Raw genomic sequence first — 24532 nt, 5'->3', positions numbered from 1 at the left:
TGCCAGCTTCCAAAATAGATGCGCAATAAACACTTTGCGGAAGATTATTGCGGTGCACGTCCCAGCCAGCTATCCCAGTCTTTCCATACCGGCTGTAATCCCGCCTGCGTAAGCGCGGCGGCCACCTCCTGCGGCGGGCGATGATCGTCCGGCGAAAACTGCTCCAGCTCCGGGTGCGGATCGGCATAGCCGCCGGGCTGCGTTTTGGAAAAAGCGCTAACGCTGTTAATCGCCAGCGGCACTACCCGATCGCGAAAGCGGGGCGATTCACGCGTCGATAAAGATAGCTCTACCTCCGGTGCAAACAGGCGGAAGGCGCAGATAGTTTGCACCAGCTGCGCTTCATCCATTAGCGATGCGGGTTCAATACCGCCGGTGCAGGGACGCAGCCGTGGGAAAGAGATGGAGTAACGGCTCTGCCAGTAAGTTTGCTGAAGCCACAGCAGATGCTCCGCCAGTATAAAACAGTCGGTACGCCAGCTATCGGAAAGGCCAATCAGCGCGCCGAGGCCAATTTTATCGATCCCGGCGCGTCCCAGACGATCCGGCGTTTCCAGCCGGAAAAAGAAATCCTGCTTATTCCCTTTCAGATGGTGCTGTTGATAGATCTTTGGATGATAGGTTTCCTGGTAAACCATTACGCCATCCAGCCCGATCTTTCTCAGCCCCAGATACTCCTGCTGTGAAAGTGGCTGAACCTCCATCATCAACGAACTGAAATGGGGGCGGATCTGTGGGATATGCTGGTGGAAATAGTCGATCCCAACTTTAGCTTGATGCTCGCCGGTAACCAGCAACAGATGATCGAATCCCATGGCGCGGATCGCCTGACACTCGCGTGCGATCTCTTCGGCGTTTAGCGTCTTACGCTTAATGCGGTTGCTCATAGAGAACCCGCAATAGGTGCAGTCATTGGCGCACAGGTTAGAGAGATAGAGCGGCACGTAGAAACTGACGGTATTGCCGAAGCGCTGGCGCGTCAGACGCTGAGCTTTCTGTGCCAGCGGCTCCAGAAACTTGGCGGCGGCGGGGGAAAGCAGTGCCATCAGATCGTCACGATCCGGGCGCGGCGCGTTGAGCGCTCGCTCCACGTCCGCTGCGGTTTTACTGTGGATACGCAGCCGAATATCATCCCAGCCCAGCAGGCGCCAGCGGTCGATAAAGTCTTTCATCATGCGCGCTCCGGCTGGCTAAGGAAATCGGTAAGCGGGCTGGAGGCCGCGGCCTGAAACTGGCTTGTCCCAAGGCCACTCTGCCAGGCGATGCGTCCGGCTTCAACGGCAAGGCGGAAGGCGCGTGCCATTTCTACCGGATTGCGTGCCACAGCAATAGCCGTATTGACCAGCACCGCATCGGCACCCATCTCCAGCGCTTCGCTGGCGTGGCTGGGCGCGCCAATTCCGGCATCTACCACAACCGGCACTTTTGCCTGTTCAATAATAATATGCAGCAGATCGCGCGTTTTTAGCCCCTGATTGCTACCGATGGGCGCACCCAATGGCATAACGGCAGCGCAGCCAGCTTCCTCCAGCCGCTTGCACAATACCGGATCGGCACCGCAGTAGGGCAGTACAATAAAACCTTCTTTTACCAGCTGCGCCGCCGCCTTTAATGTTTCGATCGGATCGGGTAGCAGATAGCGCGCATCAGGATGGATCTCCAGCTTCAGCCAGCGGGTGCCTAAGGCTTCACGCGCCAGGCGAGCGGCGAAGATCGCCTCCTCAGCGGTTTTCGCGCCGGAGGTATTTGGCAGTAGCTGAACGCCCAGCGCCTGCAATGGTGCCAGAATGCCATCATCGCCGCCGCGTAAATCCAGCCGTTTCATCGCCATCGTAACCAACTGCGAGCCGGAGGCGCGCAGCGCGTCGAGCATCAGCGCAGGCGTAGCGAACTTGCCGGTGCCGGTGAAGAGTCGTGAAGAAAATGATTTATCTGCAATCTGTAACATCTCAACCTCCAGCAATTGCCTGAAAAATAACGACTTCATCGCCTTCCCGCAGTGTGCGTTGTGCCCAGCTGGCGCGGGGAACGATCTGTTGATTGACCGCCAGCGCGGTGCCTGGCTGGTGGCAGCCCAGCCTTTCCAGCAGCGTCTCCAGCGACAGCGGTGCTTCCAGGCTGAGCCTCTCGTCGTTAACCACAATATTCATTTATTGCCTCCGCATACCGGACAATGCGGATCGCGCGTCAGGCCCAGCGTGCGCCATGTCTGCTGGCGTCCGTCAAACAGGCGTAGCTGACCGTCAAGCGAGGAGCGCTGGCCCACCAGCATCTTTAGCGCCTCCAGCGCCTGCAAGGTGCCGATAGTGCCGACGACCGGCCCCAGCACGCCAGCGGTGCGGCAGTTACGTTCCGGTTCGCTGCTATCTGGCCACAGGCAGCGATAACAACCTTTTTGCCACGGTGGTGAGATAACTAACAGCTGTCCGCCAAAGCCTACGGCGCTGCCGCTGATTAACGGCGTGCCGCTGGCAACACAGGCGGCGTTAATTACGTGGCGTGTTGCCATGTTGTCGCTACAGTCCAGTACCAGATCGACCTGCGGCGCTAATTCACGCAGCTGTGCCTCGTCCATTCTTGCCTGTAGCGCGATGGTTTCTGTCTGTGGGTTCAGCGCCTGTAGCTGCTGCTGCGCCAGCGGAGCTTTGGCTTTCCCGCAGTCAGCGCTACGGTAGAGAATCTGGCGTTGCAGATTACTGATATGCAGTTTGTCATCATCGGCCAGCAGTAGCTTGCCGACGCCTGCCGCCGCCAGCCAGAGCGCTGCGGGCGCGCCCAGACCGCCCAGCCCGACGATCAATACGCTGGCGTGTTGCAGCTTCTGTTGCCCTTCTATGCCAAATTCCTCCAGCAGAAGCTGGCGGCTGTAGCGTAAAAAATCCTGGTCGTTAAGCATCAGCCTCATCTCCCGTACCGGCCAGCGCCAGCAGCGCCGCCGTTGCCGCACGCCAGTCGTCGGCCTGGGTTATGGCACTGACTACCGCGATGCTGCCGACGCCGCAGGCCAGCACCGCCGGGGCGCGTTCAAGGCTGATTCCGCCGATAGCGACGGTGGGTATATTGCCCAGTCGGGCAACATGCTTTCTGAGCTCTTCCAGACCCTGCGGCGCGGAGGGCATCTCTTTGGTTTGCGTTGGGAAAACATGGCCCAGTGCGATATAAGAAGGCCGGGCGGTCAGCGCCCGATCGATCTCGCTGTCGTCATGGGTAGAAAGGCCCAGGCGTAACCCGGCACGGCGTATAGCGTCGAGATCGGCAACGTCCAGATCTTCCTGACCCAGATGCACGCCCCAGGCACCATGCTTAATCGCCAGCTGCCAGTAATCATTGATAAACAGACGCGCCTGATATTGGCGGCCCAGCGCAATAGCCTGCTCAATCACCGGTTCTACCTCAGCGGCTGGGCGGTCTTTGATGCGTAACTGTATCGTGCGCACGCCTGCGTCAAGCAAACGCGCAATCCATTCAAGACTGTCAACGACAGGATAGAGGCCAAGCCGGAAAGGGCAGGAAGGGAAAGAGTGACTCATGCTTTTTCCTCCGGTAGTAATATCTCGGTAGGATGATAAAGTTCTCCGCCGCGCTGACGAAAAGCCTGCGACATCTGCGCCATACCCACTTCGACGGGCTGCGCCTCCGCTTCCTGTTTCGCGGCATATTCACGTACTTCCTGGGTAATTTTCATGGAGCAGAATTTCGGCCCGCACATTGAGCAGAAATGAGCGACTTTTCCCGATTCCTGCGGCAGCGTTTCGTCATGCCAGGCGCGGGCGGTATGGGGATCGAGCGCAAGGTTAAACTGATCTTCCCAGCGGAATTCAAAGCGCGCCTTCGACATGGCGTTATCACGGATCTGTGCGCCGGGATGACCTTTGGCAAGATCGGCAGCGTGAGCGGCGATCTTGTAGGCGATCAGGCCTTGTTTAACGTCCTCCTTGTTCGGCAAGCCTAAATGTTCTTTCGGCGTGACGTAGCAGAGCATTGCGCAGCCGAACCAGCCGATCATCGCCGCGCCAATACCGGAGGTGAAGTGATCGTAACCGGGGGCGATATCGGTGGTAAGCGGGCCAAGCGTATAGAAGGGCGCTTCGTGACAATGCTCCAGCTGTTCAGTCATATTGCGGCGGATCATATGCATCGGCACATGCCCCGGCCCTTCGATCATCACCTGCACATCATATTCCCAGGCGATCCTGGTCAGCTCGCCCAGCGTATAGAGTTCGGCAAACTGTGCTTCATCATTGGCGTCCTGAATCGAGCCGGGGCGCAGGCCGTCACCCAGCGACAGCGCCACATCATAGGCGGCGCAGATTTCACAAATCTCGCGAAAGTGTTGATAAAGGAAGTTTTCCTGATGGTGGGAAAGGCACCACTTCGCCATGATCGATCCGCCGCGGGAAACGATCCCGGTAAGGCGCTTCGCCGTCATCGGGACATAGCGCAACAGCACGCCAGCATGAATGGTGAAATAGTCCACGCCCTGTTCCGCCTGTTCCAGCAGCGTATCGCGGAACAGTGCCCAGGTCAGGTTTTCAGCAATGCCGTTAACCTTCTCCAGTGCCTGATAAATGGGGACGGTGCCAATCGGAACCGGGCTGTTACGCAGAATCCATTCGCGCGTTTCATGGATATAGCGCCCGGTGGAGAGATCCATCACGGTATCGGCACCCCAGCGTGTCGCCCAAACCAGCTTCTCGACTTCCTCTTCGATAGAGGAGCTGACGGAGGAGTTACCGATATTGGCATTCACCTTCACCAGAAAGTTGCGGCCAATAATCATCGGTTCCGCTTCCGGATGGTTGATATTGGCGGGAATAATGGCTCGTCCGGCGGCTACCTCCTGACGCACAAACTCCGGGGTAATATTCTCCGGCAGCCGGGCGCCGAAATCGTGCCCCGGATGTTGCTGGCGCAGTACCTCGCTGCGAATGCGTTCGCGGCCCATATTTTCCCGAAGGGCGATGAATTCCATTTCCGGCGTCACTATCCCCTGACGCGCGTAGTACAGCTGCGTAACCCGGCGGCCCGGTTTCGCCCGTCGCGGATGCGGCAGATTATCGAAACGCAGGTGATCGAGACCTTCATCTTTCAGCCGTTGCTGGCTATAGCTGGAGTTGAGTTGGGTTTGTTCGCTATCGTCGCGCTGGGCGATCCAGTCGCTGCGCAGGCGCGGCAGACCCAGATGAACATCAATTACCGCTTCGGCATCGCCATAGGGCCCCGCGGTATCGTAAACCGGTACGGCTTCGTTAGGCTCGTAACGCGGCTCGTTTTTATCACCGCCGACCAGGGTGGGGCTAAGCTGAATTTCACGCATCGGTACGCGAATATCGGGGCGGCTGCCGGTGATCCAGATGCGTTTCGAATTAGGGAAGGCGCTTCCCTGTAAGGAAGAGATAAACTGTTGCGCCTGAGTGCGCTGTTCACGACGGGTAGGTTTAGCAGACATAGCAATCTCCAGATAAAGGAACGTTGCTTGTCCGGAGTTCGGAAGGAGTAACGACACAGCATCAGCCTGCGCTGACGGCGTGAAAAGTTCTGTACTCTTGTTCCCTTCGCAGGTACTAACCTGATCAGGTTCCGCGGATCCCGAATAAACGGTCTCAGCCTAAAAGGCACTCCGACAAGATGAAAAACGGGCGTCAGGCTGGCTGACGCCCCTGACCAGCGGCGCATTACGCGACATCAGGTCATAAAAAAGCCCCTTCAGCATAAAGGGGCGTTTAAGAAACTACAAGGGGTTCTTACCCTGGGTTGCTGTTACGCGGGGCGCGTAATAGTTTGATCGTTAGCCGGTTGTAACGAGGCCAGATTATTATCGTAGGCCAGCTGGATCAGCTTATCTTCCAGCGTAAAGCGCACTTCCAGCGCTTCGCCTACTTCAGAAAGCGCCTGCTGAAACTCAAGACAGTTATCGTGATCGATAGCTGCTTCCAGATGAGAATCATATAGCTGCATAATAGTTTCGGTATTGGCTTGCAGGCCGGGGTAAATCTGTGCTGCCGCCAGCAGCGGGCTGTCGCCGGTCATCTCTTCAATGATGCGTTCATAAATATTGAAATGGCCGGTAGAAAGATAATCCACCAGGTTCTGACAAAAATTATCAAGCGCCTGTTCATCCAGCGCGGTGAGAGACTCTTTATTCGGCTTGATGCCGACCACTTGATAATAAGCAACCAACAGTTGCCTGCGCGCATTCAGCCAAAAATCTACCAGTTCATTACGGCCACCTACGCGCTCGGTCAGAACGTTTAACTGGTTAAGCATGTTTGTCTCCGTGAGTTATAGTCTTACCGCTACTTATAATTACCATCAGTACAGAGGCCGTGTCCCGTATCCTTTCCTGTTTTAAGAATAATTACGGTGCCAGTCACAAAAAGCGTGCTGAAGCAAAGGGTGCTTTCCTATGGAACGAGAACTAACAAGCGTAGACGCTGGCTGGTGGGTTGTCAGCCATGAACAGAAAATATGGTTGCCAAATGGTGAATTACCTTTCGGTACGGCACAGGAGCTGGGGCTAACCGGTGCGCGCGGGGCCGCTATCGGTGAATGGCAGGGCGATACCGTCTGGCTGATCCGCGAGAATCGCAGCGAGAGTATGGGATCGATTCGGCAGATTATCGATCTTGAGAGCGGCTTGTTTCAGCTGGCCGGGCGTGGCGTCCAGCTGGCGGAATTTATACGTTCGCACCGCTACTGCGGCTACTGCGGTCATGAAATGCACCTCAGCAACAGTGAAAACGCCTGTCTGTGTGCGCACTGTCGCCAGCGCTACTATCCACAAATTGCGCCCTGCATCATTGTGGCGATCCGCCGCGATGACAAAATCCTGCTGGCGCAGCATGCCCGTCATCGTAACAGCATCTACACCGTACTGGCAGGGTTTGTGGAAGTTGGGGAAACCCTGGAGCAGGCGGTAGCGCGTGAGGTAATGGAAGAGAGCAATGTGCGGGTAAAAAATCTGCGTTATGTCACTTCTCAGCCCTGGCCTTTCCCTCATTCGCTGATGATGGCTTTTATGGCGGAATATGATGAAGGCGAGCTGCAAATTGATAATAACGAGCTGATTGACGCTGGCTGGTTTCGCTATGACGCATTGCCGCTGTTGCCGCCTGCCGGCACCGTGGCGCGCCGTCTGATTGAAGATACGGTGGCGCTTTGCCGCGCGGTGGATGAACAACCGTAACGGTTGCGACAGGACAGCAAACTTGTTTAACTGTCGGCCATAACGGCTGCCACCAGGCGCCTGTATTTGAGAGAGCCTATGATGAGCGAATTGAAAAACGATCGTTACCTGCGAGCCCTGTTGCGCCAGCCGGTAGATGTTACGCCGGTATGGATGATGCGTCAGGCCGGACGCTATCTGCCGGAATATAAAGCCACGCGCGCGCAGGCGGGCGATTTTATGTCGCTGTGTAAAAATGCCGAGCTGGCCTGTGAAGTCACGTTACAGCCGCTGCGTCGCTATCCGCTGGATGCGGCAATCCTCTTCTCTGATATTTTAACCATTCCCGATGCGATGGGGCTGGGGCTGTGGTTCGAGGCCGGAGAAGGCCCGCGCTTCGCTGCGCCGATTACCTGCCGCGCCGACGTTGAAAAGTTACCGATCCCCGATCCTGAACAGGAGCTGGGCTATGTAATGAATGCGGTGCGTACCATCCGTAAAAACCTACAGGGCGCGGTGCCGCTGATCGGTTTCTCCGGCAGCCCGTGGACGCTTGGCACCTATATGGTGGAAGGCGGTAGCAGCAAAGCCTTTACCAAAATCAAAAAAATGATGTACGCCGAGCCGGAAACGTTGCACGCCATGCTGGATAAGCTGGCTGACAGCGTTACGCTGTATCTTAACGCGCAAATTCGTGCTGGCGCTCAGTCGGTCATGATTTTCGATACCTGGGGCGGCGTGCTGACCGGGCGCGACTACCAGCAGTTCTCACTGCACTACATGCACAAAATCGTTGACGGCCTGTTGCGCGAAAACGACGGACGCCGTGTGCCGGTGACGCTGTTCACCAAGGGCGGCGGCCAGTGGCTGGAGGCGATGGCGGCGACCGGCTGTGATGCGCTGGGCCTCGACTGGACCACCGATATCGTCGACGCGCGCCGCCGCGTAGGGGATAAGGTTGCGCTGCAGGGCAATATGGATCCGTCTATGCTTTATGCATCACCTGCGCGTATTGAGCAGGAAGTTGCGAGCATTCTGGCTGGTTTCGGTCAGGGCAGCGGACACGTATTTAATTTAGGACATGGCATTCATCAGGATGTGCCGCCTGAACACGCAGGCGCGTTTGTGGAAGCGGTGCATCGTCTGTCAGGTCCTTATCACAAGGAGTAGAGATGGATATACAGGCATTACGGACCGAACAGCTACAGCGCGCTGGAGAAGTGGTGCGCCATGATGATTTCGATGTGATGCCGCCGCGCCTGATTGGCGGCGCGGATGTCGGATTTGAGCAGGGCGGCGACGTGACCCGCGCCGCCATGGTAATCCTGGAATATCCTTCGCTAAAGCTGATCGAATATAAGGTGGCGCGTATCGCCACCATCATGCCTTACATTCCCGGTTTCCTCTCTTTCCGTGAATACCCGGCGCTGCTGGCGGCCTGGGAGCTGCTGGAACAGAAACCCGATCTGCTGTTTGTCGATGGTCATGGGATTTCGCATCCGCGTCGGCTCGGCGTTGCCAGCCATTTCGGGATGCTGGTGGATGTACCGACTATCGGCGTGGCGAAGCGTCGCCTGTGCGGACGTTTTGAGCCGCTGGACGAAGAACCCGGCTCACAGCAGCCGCTGATGGATAAAGGTGAGAAGATCGGCTGGGTCTGGCGCAGCAAAAAGCGCTGCAATCCGCTGTTTGTTTCTACTGGTCACCGTGTCAGCATTGATACCGCTTTACAGTGGGTACAGAACTGTATGGCGGGTTATCGCCTGCCGGAACCGACGCGCTGGGCGGATGCAGTCGCCTCAGAACGCAGCGCCTTTCTGCGCTGGCAGAAGGGTTAGCCGTGCCGGAAGGGATCTTTTGCGTTACACTGCCGCCAGAATGATGTTGAAGAGACCCTGTCATGTTACGTAACCCTATCCATTTGCGCCTCGAAAAGCTGGAAAGCTGGCAGCATGTGACCTTTATGGCCTGCCTCTGTGAGCGGCTTTACCCCAATTATTGGGCATTTTGCCAGCAAACCGGCTTTGCCGACGCGCAGCGCTACCGCCGCATTCTCGATCTCATCTGGGAATCCCTGACGGTAAAAGATGCAAAAATCAATTTCGATTCGCAGCTGGAAAAGCTGGAAGAAGCGATTCCGCTGGCGGACGATTTTGACGTCTACGGCGTTTATCCGGCGATCGATGCCTGCGTCGCGTTAAGTGAACTGCTGCATTCACGTCTGAGTGGGGAAACGCTTGAGCATGCTATTGAGGTCAGCAAGGCATCAATTACGACCGTAGCAATGCTGGAAATGACCCAGGCCGGGCGGGAAATGACGGATGAAGAGCTGGGCAATTTACCGGCGATTGAAGAAGAATGGGATATCCAGTGGGAGATTTTTCGCCTGCTGGCAGCCTGTGAAGAGCGCGACCTGGATCTGATAAAAGGACTGCGTTCTGACCTGCGGGAAGCCGCGATAAGTAATATCGGTATAAAAATAGAGCAATAACGCGAGAAAACGTGACTTCATGCCTCAATTGTCGCGCCTAAAGGCTTCACATTCGCCCCCTGTCTGGTCTACATTTGGGGGGCTGAAAAATGTGGCTATCGGTGCGTGCAGGCTGAAGAGTGTCAGAATCTGGCTATTCCCTCGCACTCGATGCTTAGCAAGCGATAAATACACTGTAAGGATAACTTATGAACAAGACTCAACTGATTGATGTAATTGCAGAGAAAGCGGATCTCTCCAAGTCCCAGGCTAAAGCTGCGCTGGAATCCACCCTGGCTGCAATTACCGAGTCTCTGAAAGATGGTGATGCTGTACAACTGGTTGGTTTTGGTACTTTTAAAGTTAACCACCGTGCTGAGCGCACTGGCCGCAACCCGCAGACTGGCAAAGAAATCAAAATTGCTGCTGCAAACGTACCGGCATTCGTATCTGGTAAAGCACTGAAAGACGCTGTTAAGTAATCGCGTCGTTGCAGTGAAGGTTTTACGAGGGCGGCAATGATTTGTCGCCCTTTTGTTTTATGTCGTCTGTTATCGTAACGGAGCATCATGAAGCGGCTAATTGCACTTCTGACGTTATTGTTGGCAGGATGCAGCTCGCAGCCGACGCTGCCCGCTTTTACCGCCAGCGGCTATCTTGCCGATCGCGGTTCGGTACGCATCTGGCGTAAAAACCAGGATCGCCATGTTCATATGATGACGGTGTTTGCGCCGTTTCAGGGCGGAGCGACAATCTTTACGCGTTACAACTGGCAGGATGACAACCTGGTCAGTATGGAACGTCACCTTAGCGGCGCTCAGCCGGATGACATTACCCTGCGTTTCGATCGCGACGGCAGCCTGAGCTATATGCAACGACAGCTTGCCGGACGACGCGAATCGGTCAGTGAGCAAAATATCGAACTGTATAAATTCGAGGCGCAGCGGATGTTGCGTATCAGCGATGCGCTGCTGGCGGGAAGAGTGCTGCTAAAGCAGGGGCGCTGGCAAGGGGACGAAACGTTACGTAGCTGTCAGGGCGAGCCGCTAAAGCCTGCGCTGGATGAGCATGAATGGCAGTTTGTCCGTCAGTATCGCCATGCGGCGGGACAGGCGCTTAGCGTCGCCTGGCTGGAGGCACCAGCGGGCACCCAGCTGTTGCAGGTATCAGCGGAAGATGCATGTTCATGGGAGCCGCAGGAAGCGGATTTTTGATGTCAGCCGGAAGAGAGAGCGGCTCCGCCCACGCAGAGCAGAACCGCCAGCAGATTATTTGCGGTTGATAGCGCGATAGCCGATATCATGGCGGCAGAAGCTGCCTTCCCATGAGATGGGCGTTGCCAGTTCATAGGCGCGACGTTGCGCTTCAGCAATATCTTTCCCTAACGCCGTCACGCACAGCACGCGTCCGCCGTTGGTCAGTGCACGATCGTTTTCCAGCCGGGTTCCGGCGTGAAATACTTTGCCATCCGGCAAGGCTTCCAACGGCAGACCGTGAATAACGTCACCGGTGCGGTAGTCTCCCGGATAGCCGCCTGCTGCCAGCACCACACCCAGCGCCGGACGATCGTCCCAGCGTGAATCCTGTTTATCTAACGTACCGTCGCACGCCGCCAGACAAAGCTCAACCAGATCCGATTGCAGGCGCAGCATGATCGGCTGTGTTTCGGGATCGCCGAAGCGGCAGTTAAATTCAATGACTTTAGGCTGACCGTCTTTGCCAATCATCAGCCCGGCATACAGGAAGCCGGTATAAACATTGCCTTCTGCCGCCATGCCGCGCACCGTAGGCCAGATTACCTCATCCATCACACGCTGATGGATCTCCGCTGTTACCACCGGTGCCGGAGAGTATGCGCCCATGCCGCCGGTATTCGGGCCGGTATCGCCATCGCCGACGCGCTTGTGATCCTGGCTGGTGGCCATCGGCAGCACATGCTCACCATCAACCATAACGATGAAGCTTGCTTCTTCGCCATCAAGAAACTCTTCCACCACAATCCGGTGCCCGGCGTCGCCGAAGGCGTTACCCGCCAGCATATCGCGCACGGCGGCTTCCGCCTCTTCCTGCGTCATCGCCACGATAACGCCTTTGCCCGCCGCCAGACCATCCGCCTTAATCACAATTGGCGCGCCTTTAGCTTGTACGTACTGGAGTGCCAGCTCGACATCGGTAAAGTTCTGGTATTCAGCGGTGGGAATCTGATGGCGCGCCAGAAAATCTTTGGTAAAGGCTTTTGAGCCTTCCAGCTGCGCGGCGGCTTTGGTGGGGCCGAAAATTTTTAGCCCCGCCTGACGAAATGCGTCCACCACGCCTTTTACCAGTGGCGCTTCCGGGCCGACGATAGTCAGGCCAATGTTCTCTTTTTGGGCAAAGGCCAGCAGCGCCGGGATATCAGTCGCGGCGATATCGACGTTTTGTAGCGCAGGTTCCAGCGCGGTGCCCGCATTGCCCGGCGCAACGAAAACGCGATCAGCCAGCGGAGACTGGGACGCTTTCCAGGCCAGCGCATGTTCACGCCCGCCGTTGCCGATAATTAGAATATTCATCTGTTTCTCCGGGAGCAATTAATGGCGGAAATGGCGCATATCGGTAAAGATCATTGCAATGCCGTGTTCGTTAGCGGCGGCGATCACCTCTTCGTCACGAATTGAACCGCCGGGCTGGATAACGCAGCTTACACCAACGGCAGCAGCGGCATCGATTCCGTCACGGAACGGGAAGAAGGCGTCTGACGCCATCGCGGAGCCTTCCACTTCCAGTCCTTCATCGCCTGCTTTGATACCGGCGATTTTAGCGGAATAGACGCGGCTCATCTGTCCTGCGCCGATACCGATAGTCATATTGTTGCGCGCATAAACAATGGCGTTGGATTTCACAAACTTCGCCACCTTCCAGCAGAAGAGCGCGTCACGCAGTTCCTGCTCTGTTGGCTGGCGCTTGCTGACCACGCGCAGCTGGTGGCTTTCTACCATACCCAGATCGCGATCCTGCACTAACAGGCCGCCGTTGACGCGCTTAAAGTCCAGGCCGGGAACGCGCTGCTGCCAGGTGCCGCAGGTCAGCACGCGCACGTTCTGTTTGGCCGCCGTTACCTTTAACGCCGCTTCGCTGACGGAAGGGGCAATAATCACTTCAACAAACTGACGGCTGATAATCGCTTCTGCGGTAGCTTCATCCAGTTCGCGGTTAAAGGCGATGATACCGCCGAAAGCAGAGGTAGGATCGGTTTTATAAGCGCGATCGTAAGCGTCAAGCAGAGAGCCGCCTACCGCTACGCCGCACGGGTTAGCGTGCTTCACGATAACGCAGGCGGGCTCATCAAAGGCTTTAACGCACTCCAGCGCGGCATCGGTATCGGCAATGTTGTTATAGGAGAGCGCTTTGCCCTGAAGCTGTTGCGCGGTGGCGACGGAAGCTTCTTTAACTTCCTCTTCTATATAGAATGCGGCCTGCTGGTGGCTGTTCTCGCCGTAGCGCATATCCTGTTTCTTGATAAAGTTCAGGTTCAGGGTACGAGGGAAGCGTCCGGCTGGCGCGTTTGTTTCGCCATGGTAGGCGGGCACCAGGCTGCCGAAATAGTTGGCGATCATGCTGTCGTAAGCGGCGGTGTGTTCAAACGCCTTAATCGCCAGATCGAAACGGGTTTCCAGCGTTAACGCATTCTCATTAGCATCCAGCTCGGCAATGATTGCCTGGTAGTCGCTGCTTTTCACTACGATGGCGACATCTTTATGGTTCTTGGCCGCTGAGCGTACCATCGTCGGCCCGCCAATATCGATATTCTCTACCGCGTCCTCCAGCGTGCAGCCTTCACGCGCTACGGTCTGAGCAAAAGGATAAAGGTTAACGACAACCATATCGATCGGTGCAATATGGTGCTCCGCCATGATGGCGTCATCCTGACCGCGACGCCCCAAAATACCGCCGTGTACTTTTGGATGCAGCGTTTTAACACGACCGTCCATCATCTCCGGGAAACCGGTGTAATCGGAAACCTCTGTTACCGGCAGGCCCGCGTCTGCAAGCAGGCGAGCGGTACCGCCGGTGGAGAGCAGTTCAACACCCCGGCTGGAAAGAGCCTGAGCGAATTCGACGATACCGGCTTTATCAGAAACGCTGAGCAGAGCACGGCGTACAGGGCGACGTTGTTGCATGGTGGTTTTATCCCTTGGCTTTGGTTCGCAAGTAAAGAGCGTTACATCAAGCTTAAGAATTAATACAGCCGTAAGCTTCAGGTAACGCCCCATCAGGGGCATTGCTAACGTCGGCTGGCATTGTAGCGAAAACGTTTGCGCGATGCTCGTCTAAATTAAATGGCTGGCGCAATGTGGGTAATTCTGTGGATAACTGGGTATAAACCCGGCTTTTGCTGAGGATTGCAGCAAACAGTCATTTTATTGCAATTTAGCGGTTGCAGCGCCGCGAGAACTCCCTATAATGCGCCTCCATCGACACGGCACAGCGGCTTACGCCACGCGGTGTTGAGCGGTTCAGCGGTTCTGAATCGCCGGAGAAAAACTTCCCGAAAAAGGGGTTGACTCTGAAAGAGGAAAGCGTAATATACGCCACCTCGCAACACGGCGAAGCGCCCTGTTGCACTGCTCTTTAACAATTTATCAGACAATCTGTGTGGGCACTCACGGAACGGATATCGCAAACTAATTGCAGTATCAAAGTCTCTGAGTGAACACGTAATTCATTACGACGTTTTTCTCTGAGCATCAGACTTTAATTGAAGAGTTTGATCATGGCTCAGATTGAACGCTGGCGGCAGGCCTAACACATGCAAGTCGAACGGTAGCGGGAAGAAGCTTGCTTCTTTGCCGACGAGTGGCGGACGGGTGAGTAATGTCTGGGAAACTGCCCGATGGAGGGGGATAACCACTGGAAACGGTGGCTAATACCGCATAACGTCTTCGGACCAAAGTGGGGGACCTTCGGGCCTCACGCCATCGGATGTGCCCAGATGGGATTAGCTTGTTGGTGGGGTAACGGCTCACCAAGGCGACGATCCCTAGCTGGTCTGAGAGGATGACCAGCCACACTGGAACTGAGACACGGTCCAGACTCCTACGGGAGGCAGCAGTGGGGAATATTGCACAATGGGCGCAAGCCTGATGCAGCCATGCCGCGTGTATGAAGAAGGCCTTCGGGTTGTAAAGTACTTTCAGCGGGGAGGAAGGGGTGAGCCTTAATACGGTTCGTCATTGACGTTACCCGCAGAAGAAGCACCGGCTAACTCCGTGCCAGCAGCCGCGGTAATACGGAGGGTGCAAGCGTTAATCGGAATTACTGGGCGTAAAGCGCACGCAGGCGGTCTGTCAAGTCGGATGTGAAATCCCCGGGCTCAACCCGGGAACTGCATCCGAAACTGGCAGGCTTGAGTCTCGTAGAGGGGGGTAGAATTCCAGGTGTAGCGGTGAAATGCGTAGAGATCTGGAGGAATACCGGTGGCGAAGGCGGCCCCCTGGACGAAGACTGACGCTCAGGTGCGAAAGCGTGGGGAGCAAACAGGATTAGATACCCTGGTAGTCCACGCCGTAAACGATGTCGACTTGGAGGCTGTGAGCTTGACTCGTGGCTTCCGGAGCTAACGCGTTAAGTCGACCGCCTGGGGAGTACGGCCGCAAGGTTAAAACTCAAATGAATTGACGGGGGCCCGCACAAGCGGTGGAGCATGTGGTTTAATTCGATGCAACGCGAAGAACCTTACCTGGTCTTGACATCCACGGAAGACTGCAGAGATGCGGTTGTGCCTTCGGGAGCCGTGAGACAGGTGCTGCATGGCTGTCGTCAGCTCGTGTTGTGAAATGTTGGGTTAAGTCCCGCAACGAGCGCAACCCTTATCCTTTGTTGCCAGCGCGTGATGGCGGGAACTCAAAGGAGACTGCCGGTGATAAACCGGAGGAAGGTGGGGATGACGTCAAGTCATCATGGCCCTTACGACCAGGGCTACACACGTGCTACAATGGCGCATACAAAGAGAAGCGACCTCGCGAGAGCAAGCGGACCTCACAAAGTGCGTCGTAGTCCGGATCGGAGTCTGCAACTCGACTCCGTGAAGTCGGAATCGCTAGTAATCGTGGATCAGAATGCCACGGTGAATACGTTCCCGGGCCTTGTACACACCGCCCGTCACACCATGGGAGTGGGTTGCAAAAGAAGTAGGTAGCTTAACCTTCGGGAGGGCGCTTACCACTTTGTGATTCATGACTGGGGTGAAGTCGTAACAAGGTAACCGTAGGGGAACCTGCGGTTGGATCACCTCCTTACCAGCGGATACCATTCGGTGAAGTGCTCACACAGATTGTCTGATAGAAAGCATGAGCAAGGCGTCTTGCGAAGCAGACTCAGTGTCCCCTTCGTCTAGAGGCCCAGGACACCGCCCTTTCACGGCGGTAACAGGGGTTCGAATCCCCTAGGGGACGCCACTTGCTGGTACGTAAGTGAAAGTTACCTGCCCCCATATCTTAAAACTGACTTTAGCGAGTCGGCTTTAAGATATTGCTCTTTAACAATCCGGAACAAGCTGAAAATTTGAAAGAGCGGCTTTTTTACAGAAGCCGTTCAGAGTCTCTCAATTTCTCGCGCCGGTAAGTGTCTCACGAGACGCTTGCGGGTTGTGAGGTTAAGCGACGAAGCGTACACGGTGGATGCCCTGGCAGTCAGAGGCGATGAAGGGCGTGCTAATCTGCGATAAGCGCCGGCAAGGTGATATGAACCGCAATAATCGGCGATACCCGAATGGGGAAACCCAGTGCAATCCGTTGCACTATCATGTCATGAATACATAGTGGCATGAGGCGAACCGGGGGAACTGAAACATCTAAGTACCCCGAGGAAAAGAAATCAACCGAGATTCCCTGAGTAGCGGCGAGCGAACGGGGAAGAGCCCAGAACCTGAATCAGCGCGTGTGTTAGTGGAAGCGTCTGGAAAGGCGCACGGTACAGGGTGACAGTCCCGTACACAAAAGCGCATGCGCTGTGAGTTCGACGAGTAGGGCGGGACACGTGGTATCCTGTCTGAACATGGGGGGACCATCCTCCAAGGCTAAATACTCCTGACTGACCGATAGTGAACCAGTACCGTGAGGGAAAGGCGAAAAGAACCCCGGCGAGGGGAGTGAAACAGAACCTGAAACCGTGTACGTACAAGCAGTGGGAGCCTACTTGTTAGGTGACTGCGTACCTTTTGTATAATGGGTCAGCGACTTATATTCTGTAGCAAGGTTAACCGCATAGGGGAGCCGAAGGGAAACCGAGTCTTAACCGGGCGCTAAGTTGCAGGGTATAGACCCGAAACCCGGTGATCTAGCCATGGGCAGGTTGAAGGTTGGGTAACACTAACTGGAGGACCGAACCGACTAATGTTGAAAAATTAGCGGATGACCTGTGGCTGGGGGTGAAAGGCCAATCAAACCGGGAGATAGCTGGTTCTCCCCGAAAGCTATTTAGGTAGCGCCTCGTGAATTCATCTCCGGGGGTAGAGCACTGTTTCGGCTAGGGGGCCATCCCGGCTTACCAACCCGATGCAAACTGCGAATACCGGAGAATGTTATCACGGGAGACACACGGCGGGTGCTAACGTCCGTCGTGAAGAGGGAAACAACCCAGACCGCCAGCTAAGGTCCCAAAGTCATGGTTAAGTGGGAAACGATGTGGGAAGGCCCAGACAGCCAGGATGTTGGCTTAGAAGCAGCCATCATTTAAAGAAAGCGTAATAGCTCACTGGTCGAGTCGGCCTGCGCGGAAGATGTAACGGGGCTAAACCATGCACCGAAGCTGCGGCAGCGACACGTAAGTGTTGTTGGGTAGGGGAGCGTTCTGTAAGCCTGCGAAGGTGTGCTGTGAGGCATGCTGGAGGTATCAGAAGTGCGAATGCTGACATAAGTAACGATAAAGCGGGTGAAAAGCCCGCTCGCCGGAAGACCAAGGGTTCCTGTCCAACGTTAATCGGGGCAGGGTGAGTCGACCCCTAAGGCGAGGCCGAAAGGCGTAGTCGATGGGAAACGGGTTAATATTCCCGTACTCGGCGTTACTGCGAAGGGGGACGGAGAAGGCTATGTTGGCCGGGCGACGGTTGTCCCGGTTTAAGCGTGTAGGCTGAGCATCCAGGCAAATCCGGATGCTTAAGGCTGAGGCGTGATGACGAGGCGCTACGGCGCTGAAGCAACAAATGCCCTGCTTCCAGGAAAAGCCTCTAAGCTCCAGGTAACGCGGAATCGTACCCCAAACCGACACAGGTGGTCAGGTAGAGAATACCAAGGCGCTTGAGAGAACTCGGGTGAAGGAACTAGGCAAAATGGTGCCGTAACTTCGGGAGAAGGCACGCTGGCGCGTAGGTGAGGGGACTTGCTCCCGGAGCCGAGGCCAGTCGAAGATACCAGCTGGCTGCAACTGTTTATTAAAAACACAGCACTGTGCAAACACGAAAGTGGACGTATACGGTGTGACGCCTGCCCGGTGCCGGAAGGTTAATTGATGGGGTCAGCGGCAACGCGAAGCTCTTGATCGAAGCCCCGGTAAACGGCGGCCGTAACTATAACGGTCCTAAGGTAGCGAAATTCCTTGTCGGGTAAGTTCCGACCTGCACGAATGGCGTAATGATGGCCAGGCTGTCTCCACCCGAGACTCAGTGAAATTGAACTCGCTGTGAAGATGCAGTGTACCCGCGGCAAGACGGAAAGACCCCGTGAACCTTTACTACAGCTTGACACTGAACACCGGTCCTTGATGTGCAGGATAGGTGGGAGGCTTTGAAGCGCGGACGCCAGTCCGCGTGGAGCCGCCCTTGAAATACCACCCTTTAATGGCTGGTGTTCTAACGTAGGCCCGTAATCCGGGCTGCGGACAGTGTCTGGTGGGTAGTTTGACTGGGGCGGTCTCCTCCCAAAGCGTAACGGAGGAGTACGAAGGTCAGCTAATCACGGTCGGACATCGTGAGGTTAGTGCAATGGCATAAGCTGGCTTGACTGCGAGAGTGACGGCTCGGGCAGGTGCGAAAGCAGGTCATAGTGATCCGGTGGTTCTGAATGGAAGGGCCATCGCTCAACGGATAAAAGGTACTCCGGGGATAACAGGCTGATACCGCCCAAGAGTTCATATCGACGGCGGTGTTTGGCACCTCGATGTCGGCTCATCACATCCTGGGGCTGAAGTAGGTCCCAAGGGTATGGCTGTTCGCCATTTAAAGTGGTACGCGAGCTGGGTTTAGAACGTCGTGAGACAGTTCGGTCCCTATCTGCCGTGGGCGCTGGAAGACTGAGAGGGGTTGCTCCTAGTACGAGAGGACCGGAGTGAACGCACCGCTGGTGTACGGGTTGTCATGCCAATGGCACTGCCCGGTAGCTACGTGCGGAAGAGATAAGTGCTGAAAGCATCTAAGCACGAAACTTGCCTCGAGATGAGTCTTCCCTGAGGCCTTTGAGCCTCCTGAAGGGACGTTGAAGACGACGACGTTGATAGGCCGGGTGTGTAAGCGCAGCGATGCGTTGAGCTGACCGGTACTAATGACCCGTGAGGCTTAACCTTACAACGCCGGAAGCGTTTTGGGGAAAGAGAGAGACGCGAGAATTTTCAGTTTGTTCACCGGATTAAAGCATCAAGCGGGAGCGGGTAAAAGCGCGTTCCGGCGACAAGAATTTGCCTGGCGGCGAGAGCGCGGTGGTCCCACCTGACCCCATGCCGAACTCAGAAGTGAAACGCCGCAGCGCCGATGGTAGTGTGGGGCTTCCCCATGCGAGAGTAGGGAACTGCCAGGCATCAAACAAACGACGGAGCCCCGGCGAAAGCCGGGGCTTTTTCGTCTCTGCAATATCCAGGTTTTCCTTTCCTTTTTCCTGCCGGGAAAATTTTCACCCTGTTTTTCTGATCAACAGATCAATCCCACCTTTCCTGACCAGCCTTTTCCGATTTTTTCTATAACCAATTTCATGTTTTTTTAGCTCCGTTATTCCGCTTATGCCGTTTTGTATGAAACATTTTCAATTTCTGCCTGAAGACTCGACATTTTACACGCCACAGGTTATTTTTAGGCATCTGGATGTCTAAACGTATAAACGTGTGTTGTGAGGAAAACAGGTTATGCCGATTCGGGTACCCGATGAACTACCAGCCGTAAACTGTCTGCGTAATGAGAATGTGTTTGTCATGACCCATTCCCGCGCCAGCGTTCAGGAAATTCGACCGCTCAAAGTGCTGGTACTGAATCTGATGCCGAAAAAGATCGAGACAGAAAATCAGTTTTTGCGCCTGCTTTCCAACTCGCCGCTACAAATTGATATTCAGCTGTTGCGTATCGACAGTCGTGAATCGCGTAATACGCCTATGGAGCACCTCAATAACTTCTACTGCAACTTTGAAGATATCGCTCATGATAACTTTGATGGCCTGATAGTGACCGGTGCCCCGTTAGGTTTGGTGGATTTTCAGGATGTCGCCTACTGGCCACAGATCCAGCGCGTACTGCACTGGGCTAAAGAGCATGTCACCTCAACCCTGTTTGTCTGCTGGGCGGTACAGGCCGCGCTCAACATCCTCTACGGTCTCCCAAAACAGACCAGGGCTACCAAGCTGTCAGGCGTCTATGAACATCAAACGCTGCAACCGCATGCGTTGTTGACTCGTGGTTTCGACGATACCTTCCTTGCTCCACATTCGCGCTATGCCGATTTTCCTGCACAGCTCATCAGGGACTATACCGATCTGGAAATCTTCGCTGAATCTGAGCTGGCAGGACCTTATCTGTTAGGCAGCAAAGATAAACGCCTGGCTTTTGTCACCGGCCATCCGGAATATGATGCGCTAACGCTGGCGGGTGAATATCAGCGTGACTGCGAAGCCGGTCTAAATCCGGTTATTCCCTGTAATTATTTTCCACAAGATAATCCGACATTGCCGCCGCGCGCCAGCTGGCGCAGCCACGGTAATTTGCTGTTCTCTAACTGGCTTAACTATTACGTTTACCAGATCACACCTTACGATTTACGGCATATGAATCCCACGCTCGACTAGGTAAAAAAGCGTTGCCAGTGAAAGTGCGCAGCAACTCACCGTTACGACACGCTGGCTCTTATAACTATTAATAAAAACAGCGTGATCTACGGAGTCGTTTTCCCGATTCGTAGACGGTAATAAGAATGATGAGACAGGTGAAATAAGAGTGAATAACAGAATCGATACGCTGCATCAGCAGCTGGCACAGCGCATTATGGTGCTGGATGGCGGTATGGGCACCATGATCCAGAGCTATCGGCTGGAGGAAAAGGATTACCGCGGTGAGCGCTTTGCCGACTGGCCCAGCGATCTGAAGGGAAATAACGATCTGCTGGTACTGACGCAGCCAGAGATCATACGTTCTATTCACTGCGCCTATCTGGAAGCTGGTGCCGATATTCTGGAAACCAACACCTTTAACGCCACCACGATCGCCATGGCGGATTACCAGATGGAGTCGTTGTCGGCAGAAATTAACTATGCCGCCGCAAAGCTCGCCCGCGCCTGCGCTGACGAATGGAGCGCTAAGACACCGCATCGTCCACGCTATGTGGCTGGCGTGCTGGGCCCGACTAACCGCACCTGCTCTATTTCGCCTGACGTTAACGATCCCGCCTTTCGTAATATCACCTTTGAGCAGCTGGTTACCGCCTATCGCGAATCCACGCGTGCGCTGATTGAGGGCGGCGTCGATCTGTTGATGATCGAAACCATTTTTGACACGTTAAACGCCAAAGCCGCCATTTTCGCGATCCAAAGTGAATTTGAAGCGCTGGGCGTCACGCTGCCGCTGATGATCTCTGGCACCATTACCGATGCTTCCGGACGCACGCTGTCGGGTCAGACAACCGAAGCCTTTTATAACTCGTTGCGCCATGCTGAACCGCTGTCGTTTGGTTTGAACTGCGCATTGGGGCCGGATGAACTGCGTCAGTACGTGGCGGAAATGTCTCGTCTTGCTGAATGCTGCGTTAGCGCGCATCCCAACGCCGGGTTGCCTAACGCCTTTGGCGAATACGATCTGGATGCCGCGGTCATGGCTGAGCAGATCAGCGAATGGGCACGCGCTGGCTTTCTTAATATCGTTGGCGGCTGCTGCGGTACCACGCCCGCACATATTGCCGCTATGGCCCGTGCGGTGGACGGCGTAGCGCCGCGTAAACTTCCACAGCTAGCGGTAGCCTGCCGTCTTTCCGGCCTTGAGCCGTTAAATATCGGCGCTGACTCGCTGTTTGTTAACGTCGGCGAGCGTACCAACGTTACCGGTTCGGCCAAATTTAAGCGGTTGATCAAAGAAGAGAAATATAGCGAGGCGCTGGATGTCGCACGGCAACAGGTAGAAAACGGTGCGCAAATCATCGATATCAATATGGATGAGGGCATGCTCGACGCTGAGGCGGCGATGGTGCGCTTCCTGAACCTGATTGCTGGCGAGCCGGATATTGCCCGCGTGCCGATTATGATCGATTCCTCCAAATGGGAAGTGATCGAAAAAGGCTTACGCTGCATCCAGGGGAAAGGCATCGTCAACTCCATCTCGATGAAGGAGGGCGTTGCTGCCTTTATTGAACATGCGCGGCTGGTGCGGCGTTACGGCGCGGCGATGGTGGTTATGGCCTTTGATGAAGAAGGCCAGGCGGACACGCGGGCACGTAAAATTGAAATCTGTCGTCGGGCTTATCAGATCCTGACAGAAGAGGTGGGTTTCCCGCCGGAAGATATTATTTTCGATCCCAACATCTTTGCGGTTGCCACCGGCATCGATGAGCATAACAACTATGCGATGGATTTTATCGGTGCCTGCGAGGATATTAAACGCGAGCTCCCGCACGCGCTGATCTCTGGCGGCGTCTCCAATGTTTCATTCTCATTTCGCGGAAACGACCCGGTACGCGAGGCTATTCACGCGGTATTCCTCTATTACGCCATCCGCAACGGTATGGATATGGGCATCGTCAACGCCGGTCAGCTGGCTATTTATGACGATCTGCCCACTGAACTGCGCGATGCGGTTGAAGATGTTATTTTAAACCGACGCGCCGACGGCACCGAGCGCCTGCTGGATCTGGCGGAGAAATATCGCGGCAGTAAAAGCGATGATGAGAGCAGTAAACCGCAGGCGGAATGGCGCAGCTGGGACGTGGCGAAGCGGCTGGAATATTCGCTGGTTAAAGGTATCACCGAATTTATCGAAGAGGATACCGAGGCGGCGCGTCTGGAAGCCGATCGGCCTATTGAAGTGATCGAAGGACCACTGATGGCCGGGATGAATGTCGTTGGCGATCTCTTCGGCGAAGGGAAGATGTTTCTGCCGCAGGTGGTGAAATCGGCACGCGTCATGAAGCAGGCGGTGGCCTGGCTGGAACCCTATATTCAGGCCAGCAAGGCGGTCGGCAGCAGTAACGGCAAGATCGTGCTGGCGACGGTAAAAGGCGATGTGCATGATATCGGTAAAAATATCGTTGGCGTGGTATTGCAGTGCAACAATTATGAAATTATCGATCTCGGCGTAATGGTGCCGACAGAAAAAATTCTTAAGACCGCGCGCGAAGAGAAGGCAGATATTATTGGCCTGTCGGGGCTGATTACGCCTTCGCTGGATGAGATGGTTAACGTCGCCAAAGAGATGGAGCGCCAGGGCTTTACGCTGCCGCTGCTGATTGGCGGCGCGACCACATCAAAAGCGCATACCGCAGTGAAAATTGAGCAGAACTACAGCGGCCCGACGGTCTATGTGCAGAATGCTTCGCGTACCGTAGGCGTCGTTTCTGCACTGCTGTCGCCTACGCAGCACGATGATTTTGTTGCCCGCACGCGTAAAGAGTATGAAACGGTGCGCATACAGCACGCGCGTAAAAAGCCGCGCACGCCGCCGGTAACGCTCCAGGCGGCGCGGGAAAATGATTTCGCCTTCGACTGGGCGCACTACACGCCGCCGGTGGCGCATCGACTGGGCGTTAGTGAAGTGCGGGCCTCTATTGAAACGCTACGTCACTATATTGACTGGACGCCCTTTTTCATGACCTGGTCTCTGGCAGGGAAATACCCGCGCATTCTGGAAGATGAGGTTGTTGGAGAAGAGGCGCAGCGGCTGTTTGCCGACGCCAATGCCATGCTGGATCGGCTGAGCGCTGAGGGCAGCCTGACGCCACGCGGCGTGGTAGGCATCTTTCCAGCTAACCGTGTAGGCGATGATATTGAAATCTATCGTGATGAGTCACGCACGCAGGTTATCGCCATCAGCCACCATTTGCGTCAGCAAACGGAGAAGGTAGGCTTTGCAAACTATTGCCTGGCGGATTTTATCGCGCCGAAAGCGAGCGGAAAGGCGGACTACCTTGGCGCTTTTGCCGTAACCGGCGGCCTGGAAGAAGATGCATTGGCACAGGCCTGGGAGCGCCAGCACGACGATTACAATAAAATTATGGTGAAAGCGCTGGCCGATCGTCTGGCGGAAGCCTTTGCCGAATATTTGCATGAGCGGGTGCGTAAGGTTATCTGGGGCTACGCGGCCAATGAAAATCTTAGCAACGAAGAACTGATCCGCGAGAACTATCAGGGAATCCGTCCGGCTCCTGGCTATCCCGCCTGTCCGGAACATACCGAGAAAGCCACCATCTGGCAGCTGCTGGAGGTAGAGCGCCATACCGGTATGAAGCTGACGGAATCTTTCGCCATGTGGCCCGGCGCTTCGGTTTCCGGCTGGTATTTCAGCCATCCTGACAGCCGCTACTTTGCCGTGGCGCAGCTGCAACGCGATCAGATTGAGGATTATGCGCAGCGTAAAGGAATGGCGGTCAGCGAAGTCGAGCGCTGGCTGGCTTCGCATCTCGGCTATGATGCGGATTAAGACGCGGTATCAGGTCAGCTTCACCAGCTGGCCTTATCGCTTATCCTGA

17 protein-coding genes, 1 tRNA gene, 3 rRNA genes and 1 riboswitch are annotated in these 24532 nt (G+C 55.4%); of the genes, 12 read left to right on the top strand and 9 right to left on the bottom strand.

The genetic code is table 11. The annotated features are described in order from the left end of the window. Positions 1-44: 44 nt before the first annotated feature. From thiH to rsd, 7 genes are all read right to left on the bottom strand, one after another. Positions 45-1172 (bottom strand): 2-iminoacetate synthase ThiH, encoded by a 1128-nt coding sequence (thiH, locus tag C7M51_RS15660; RefSeq protein WP_160623674.1) that lies wholly within the window; start codon positions 1170-1172, stop codon positions 45-47. Further along, entirely contained in the window at positions 1172-1948 is a 777-nt protein-coding gene (locus C7M51_RS15655; RefSeq protein WP_160622585.1) for a thiazole synthase, read from the bottom strand. The genes thiH and C7M51_RS15655 overlap by 1 nt, the downstream gene beginning before the upstream one ends. A gap of 1 nt (position 1949) precedes the next feature. Beyond that, positions 1950-2150 carry a sulfur carrier protein ThiS gene (gene thiS / locus C7M51_RS15650; RefSeq protein ID WP_160622584.1) on the bottom strand — a complete coding sequence of 67 codons (201 nt, stop codon included), beginning with the start codon at positions 2148-2150 and terminating at the stop codon, positions 1950-1952. Further along, positions 2147-2896, bottom strand: a complete 750-nt coding sequence (locus tag C7M51_RS15645) for a HesA/MoeB/ThiF family protein (RefSeq protein ID WP_160622583.1) — start codon at positions 2894-2896, stop codon at positions 2147-2149. The genes thiS and C7M51_RS15645 overlap by 4 nt, the downstream gene beginning before the upstream one ends. After that, positions 2889-3530: a thiamine phosphate synthase gene (thiE, locus tag C7M51_RS15640; RefSeq protein ID WP_160622582.1), complete on the bottom strand. Its 642-nt coding sequence runs from the start codon at positions 3528-3530 to the stop codon at positions 2889-2891. Before thiE ends, C7M51_RS15645 begins: the two co-directional genes overlap by 8 nt. Continuing rightward, the gene (gene thiC, locus C7M51_RS15635) at positions 3527-5449 is read right to left on the bottom strand and encodes a phosphomethylpyrimidine synthase ThiC (protein ID WP_160622581.1); all 1923 of its coding nucleotides are present in this window, start codon (positions 5447-5449) and stop codon (positions 3527-3529) included. Before thiC ends, thiE begins: the two co-directional genes overlap by 4 nt. 84 nt (positions 5450-5533) lie before the next feature. Beyond that, a riboswitch (TPP riboswitch) is annotated at positions 5534-5633 on the bottom strand. A 127-nt stretch (positions 5634-5760) separates the two neighbouring features. Beyond that, positions 5761-6267 carry a sigma D regulator gene (gene rsd, locus C7M51_RS15630; RefSeq protein ID WP_160622580.1) on the bottom strand — a complete coding sequence of 169 codons (507 nt, stop codon included), beginning with the start codon at positions 6265-6267 and terminating at the stop codon, positions 5761-5763. A gap of 139 nt (positions 6268-6406) precedes the next feature. Here rsd and nudC point away from each other — a divergent pair, with 139 nt between their 5' ends. From nudC to C7M51_RS15600, 6 genes are all read left to right on the top strand, one after another. After that, positions 6407-7186 carry an NAD(+) diphosphatase gene (gene nudC / locus C7M51_RS15625; protein WP_160622579.1) on the top strand — a complete coding sequence of 260 codons (780 nt, stop codon included), beginning with the start codon at positions 6407-6409 and terminating at the stop codon, positions 7184-7186. Between the two features lie 81 nt (positions 7187-7267). Then, positions 7268-8335 carry a uroporphyrinogen decarboxylase gene (gene hemE, locus C7M51_RS15620; RefSeq protein ID WP_160622578.1) on the top strand — a complete coding sequence of 356 codons (1068 nt, stop codon included), beginning with the start codon at positions 7268-7270 and terminating at the stop codon, positions 8333-8335. A gap of 2 nt (positions 8336-8337) precedes the next feature. Further along, entirely contained in the window at positions 8338-9003 is a 666-nt protein-coding gene (gene nfi / locus C7M51_RS15615) for a deoxyribonuclease V (RefSeq protein WP_160622577.1), read from the top strand. 62 nt (positions 9004-9065) lie between these two features. After that, positions 9066-9656: a YjaG family protein gene (locus C7M51_RS15610; RefSeq protein ID WP_160622576.1), complete on the top strand. Its 591-nt coding sequence runs from the start codon at positions 9066-9068 to the stop codon at positions 9654-9656. Positions 9657-9844: 188 nt separating this feature from the next. Then, positions 9845-10117, top strand: coding sequence for a nucleoid-associated protein HU-alpha (gene hupA, locus C7M51_RS15605; protein ID WP_038629805.1), 273 nt, complete (start codon positions 9845-9847; stop codon positions 10115-10117). 87 nt (positions 10118-10204) lie between these two features. Then, positions 10205-10849, top strand: coding sequence for a DUF1481 domain-containing protein (locus tag C7M51_RS15600; protein WP_160622575.1), 645 nt, complete (start codon positions 10205-10207; stop codon positions 10847-10849). Positions 10850-10903: 54 nt separating this feature from the next. Here the strand turns inward: C7M51_RS15600 and purD are convergent, their stop codons facing one another. Both purD and purH read right to left on the bottom strand, forming a co-directional pair. Beyond that, on the bottom strand, positions 10904-12184 hold the full coding sequence (gene purD / locus C7M51_RS15595; protein WP_160622574.1) for a phosphoribosylamine--glycine ligase: 1281 nt from the start codon (positions 12182-12184) through the stop codon (positions 10904-10906). Positions 12185-12202: 18 nt separating this feature from the next. Beyond that, on the bottom strand, positions 12203-13792 hold the full coding sequence (purH, locus tag C7M51_RS15590) for a bifunctional phosphoribosylaminoimidazolecarboxamide formyltransferase/IMP cyclohydrolase (RefSeq protein WP_160622573.1): 1590 nt from the start codon (positions 13790-13792) through the stop codon (positions 12203-12205). 575 nt (positions 13793-14367) lie between these two features. Here purH and C7M51_RS15585 point away from each other — a divergent pair. From C7M51_RS15585 to metH, 6 genes are all read left to right on the top strand, one after another. Continuing rightward, positions 14368-15910 (top strand): 16S ribosomal RNA (locus C7M51_RS15585). Between the two features lie 83 nt (positions 15911-15993). Beyond that, positions 15994-16069, top strand: a tRNA-Glu gene (locus C7M51_RS15580). 195 nt (positions 16070-16264) lie between these two features. Further along, positions 16265-19169: ribosomal RNA gene (locus C7M51_RS15575) — 23S ribosomal RNA — on the top strand. A gap of 114 nt (positions 19170-19283) precedes the next feature. After that, positions 19284-19399 (top strand): 5S ribosomal RNA (gene rrf, locus C7M51_RS15570). Together the 16S, 23S and 5S rRNA genes with 1 tRNA gene alongside form the textbook arrangement of a ribosomal RNA operon. 322 nt (positions 19400-19721) lie before the next feature. Beyond that, complete coding sequence (gene metA / locus C7M51_RS15565; RefSeq protein WP_160622572.1) at positions 19722-20651, top strand: homoserine O-acetyltransferase MetA; 930 nt, start codon at positions 19722-19724, stop codon at positions 20649-20651. 196 nt (positions 20652-20847) lie between these two features. Next, entirely contained in the window at positions 20848-24483 is a 3636-nt protein-coding gene (gene metH, locus C7M51_RS15560; protein WP_425281021.1) for a methionine synthase, read from the top strand. Positions 24484-24532: the final 49 nt, after the last annotated feature.

Origin of the sequence: Mixta intestinalis (assembly GCF_009914055.1) — a bacterium.
Lineage (GTDB): Bacteria > Pseudomonadota > Gammaproteobacteria > Enterobacterales > Enterobacteriaceae > Mixta > Mixta intestinalis.
The sequence above is the reverse complement of the archived record's forward strand: the minus strand, read 5'-3'. Positions and strand labels throughout refer to the sequence as shown.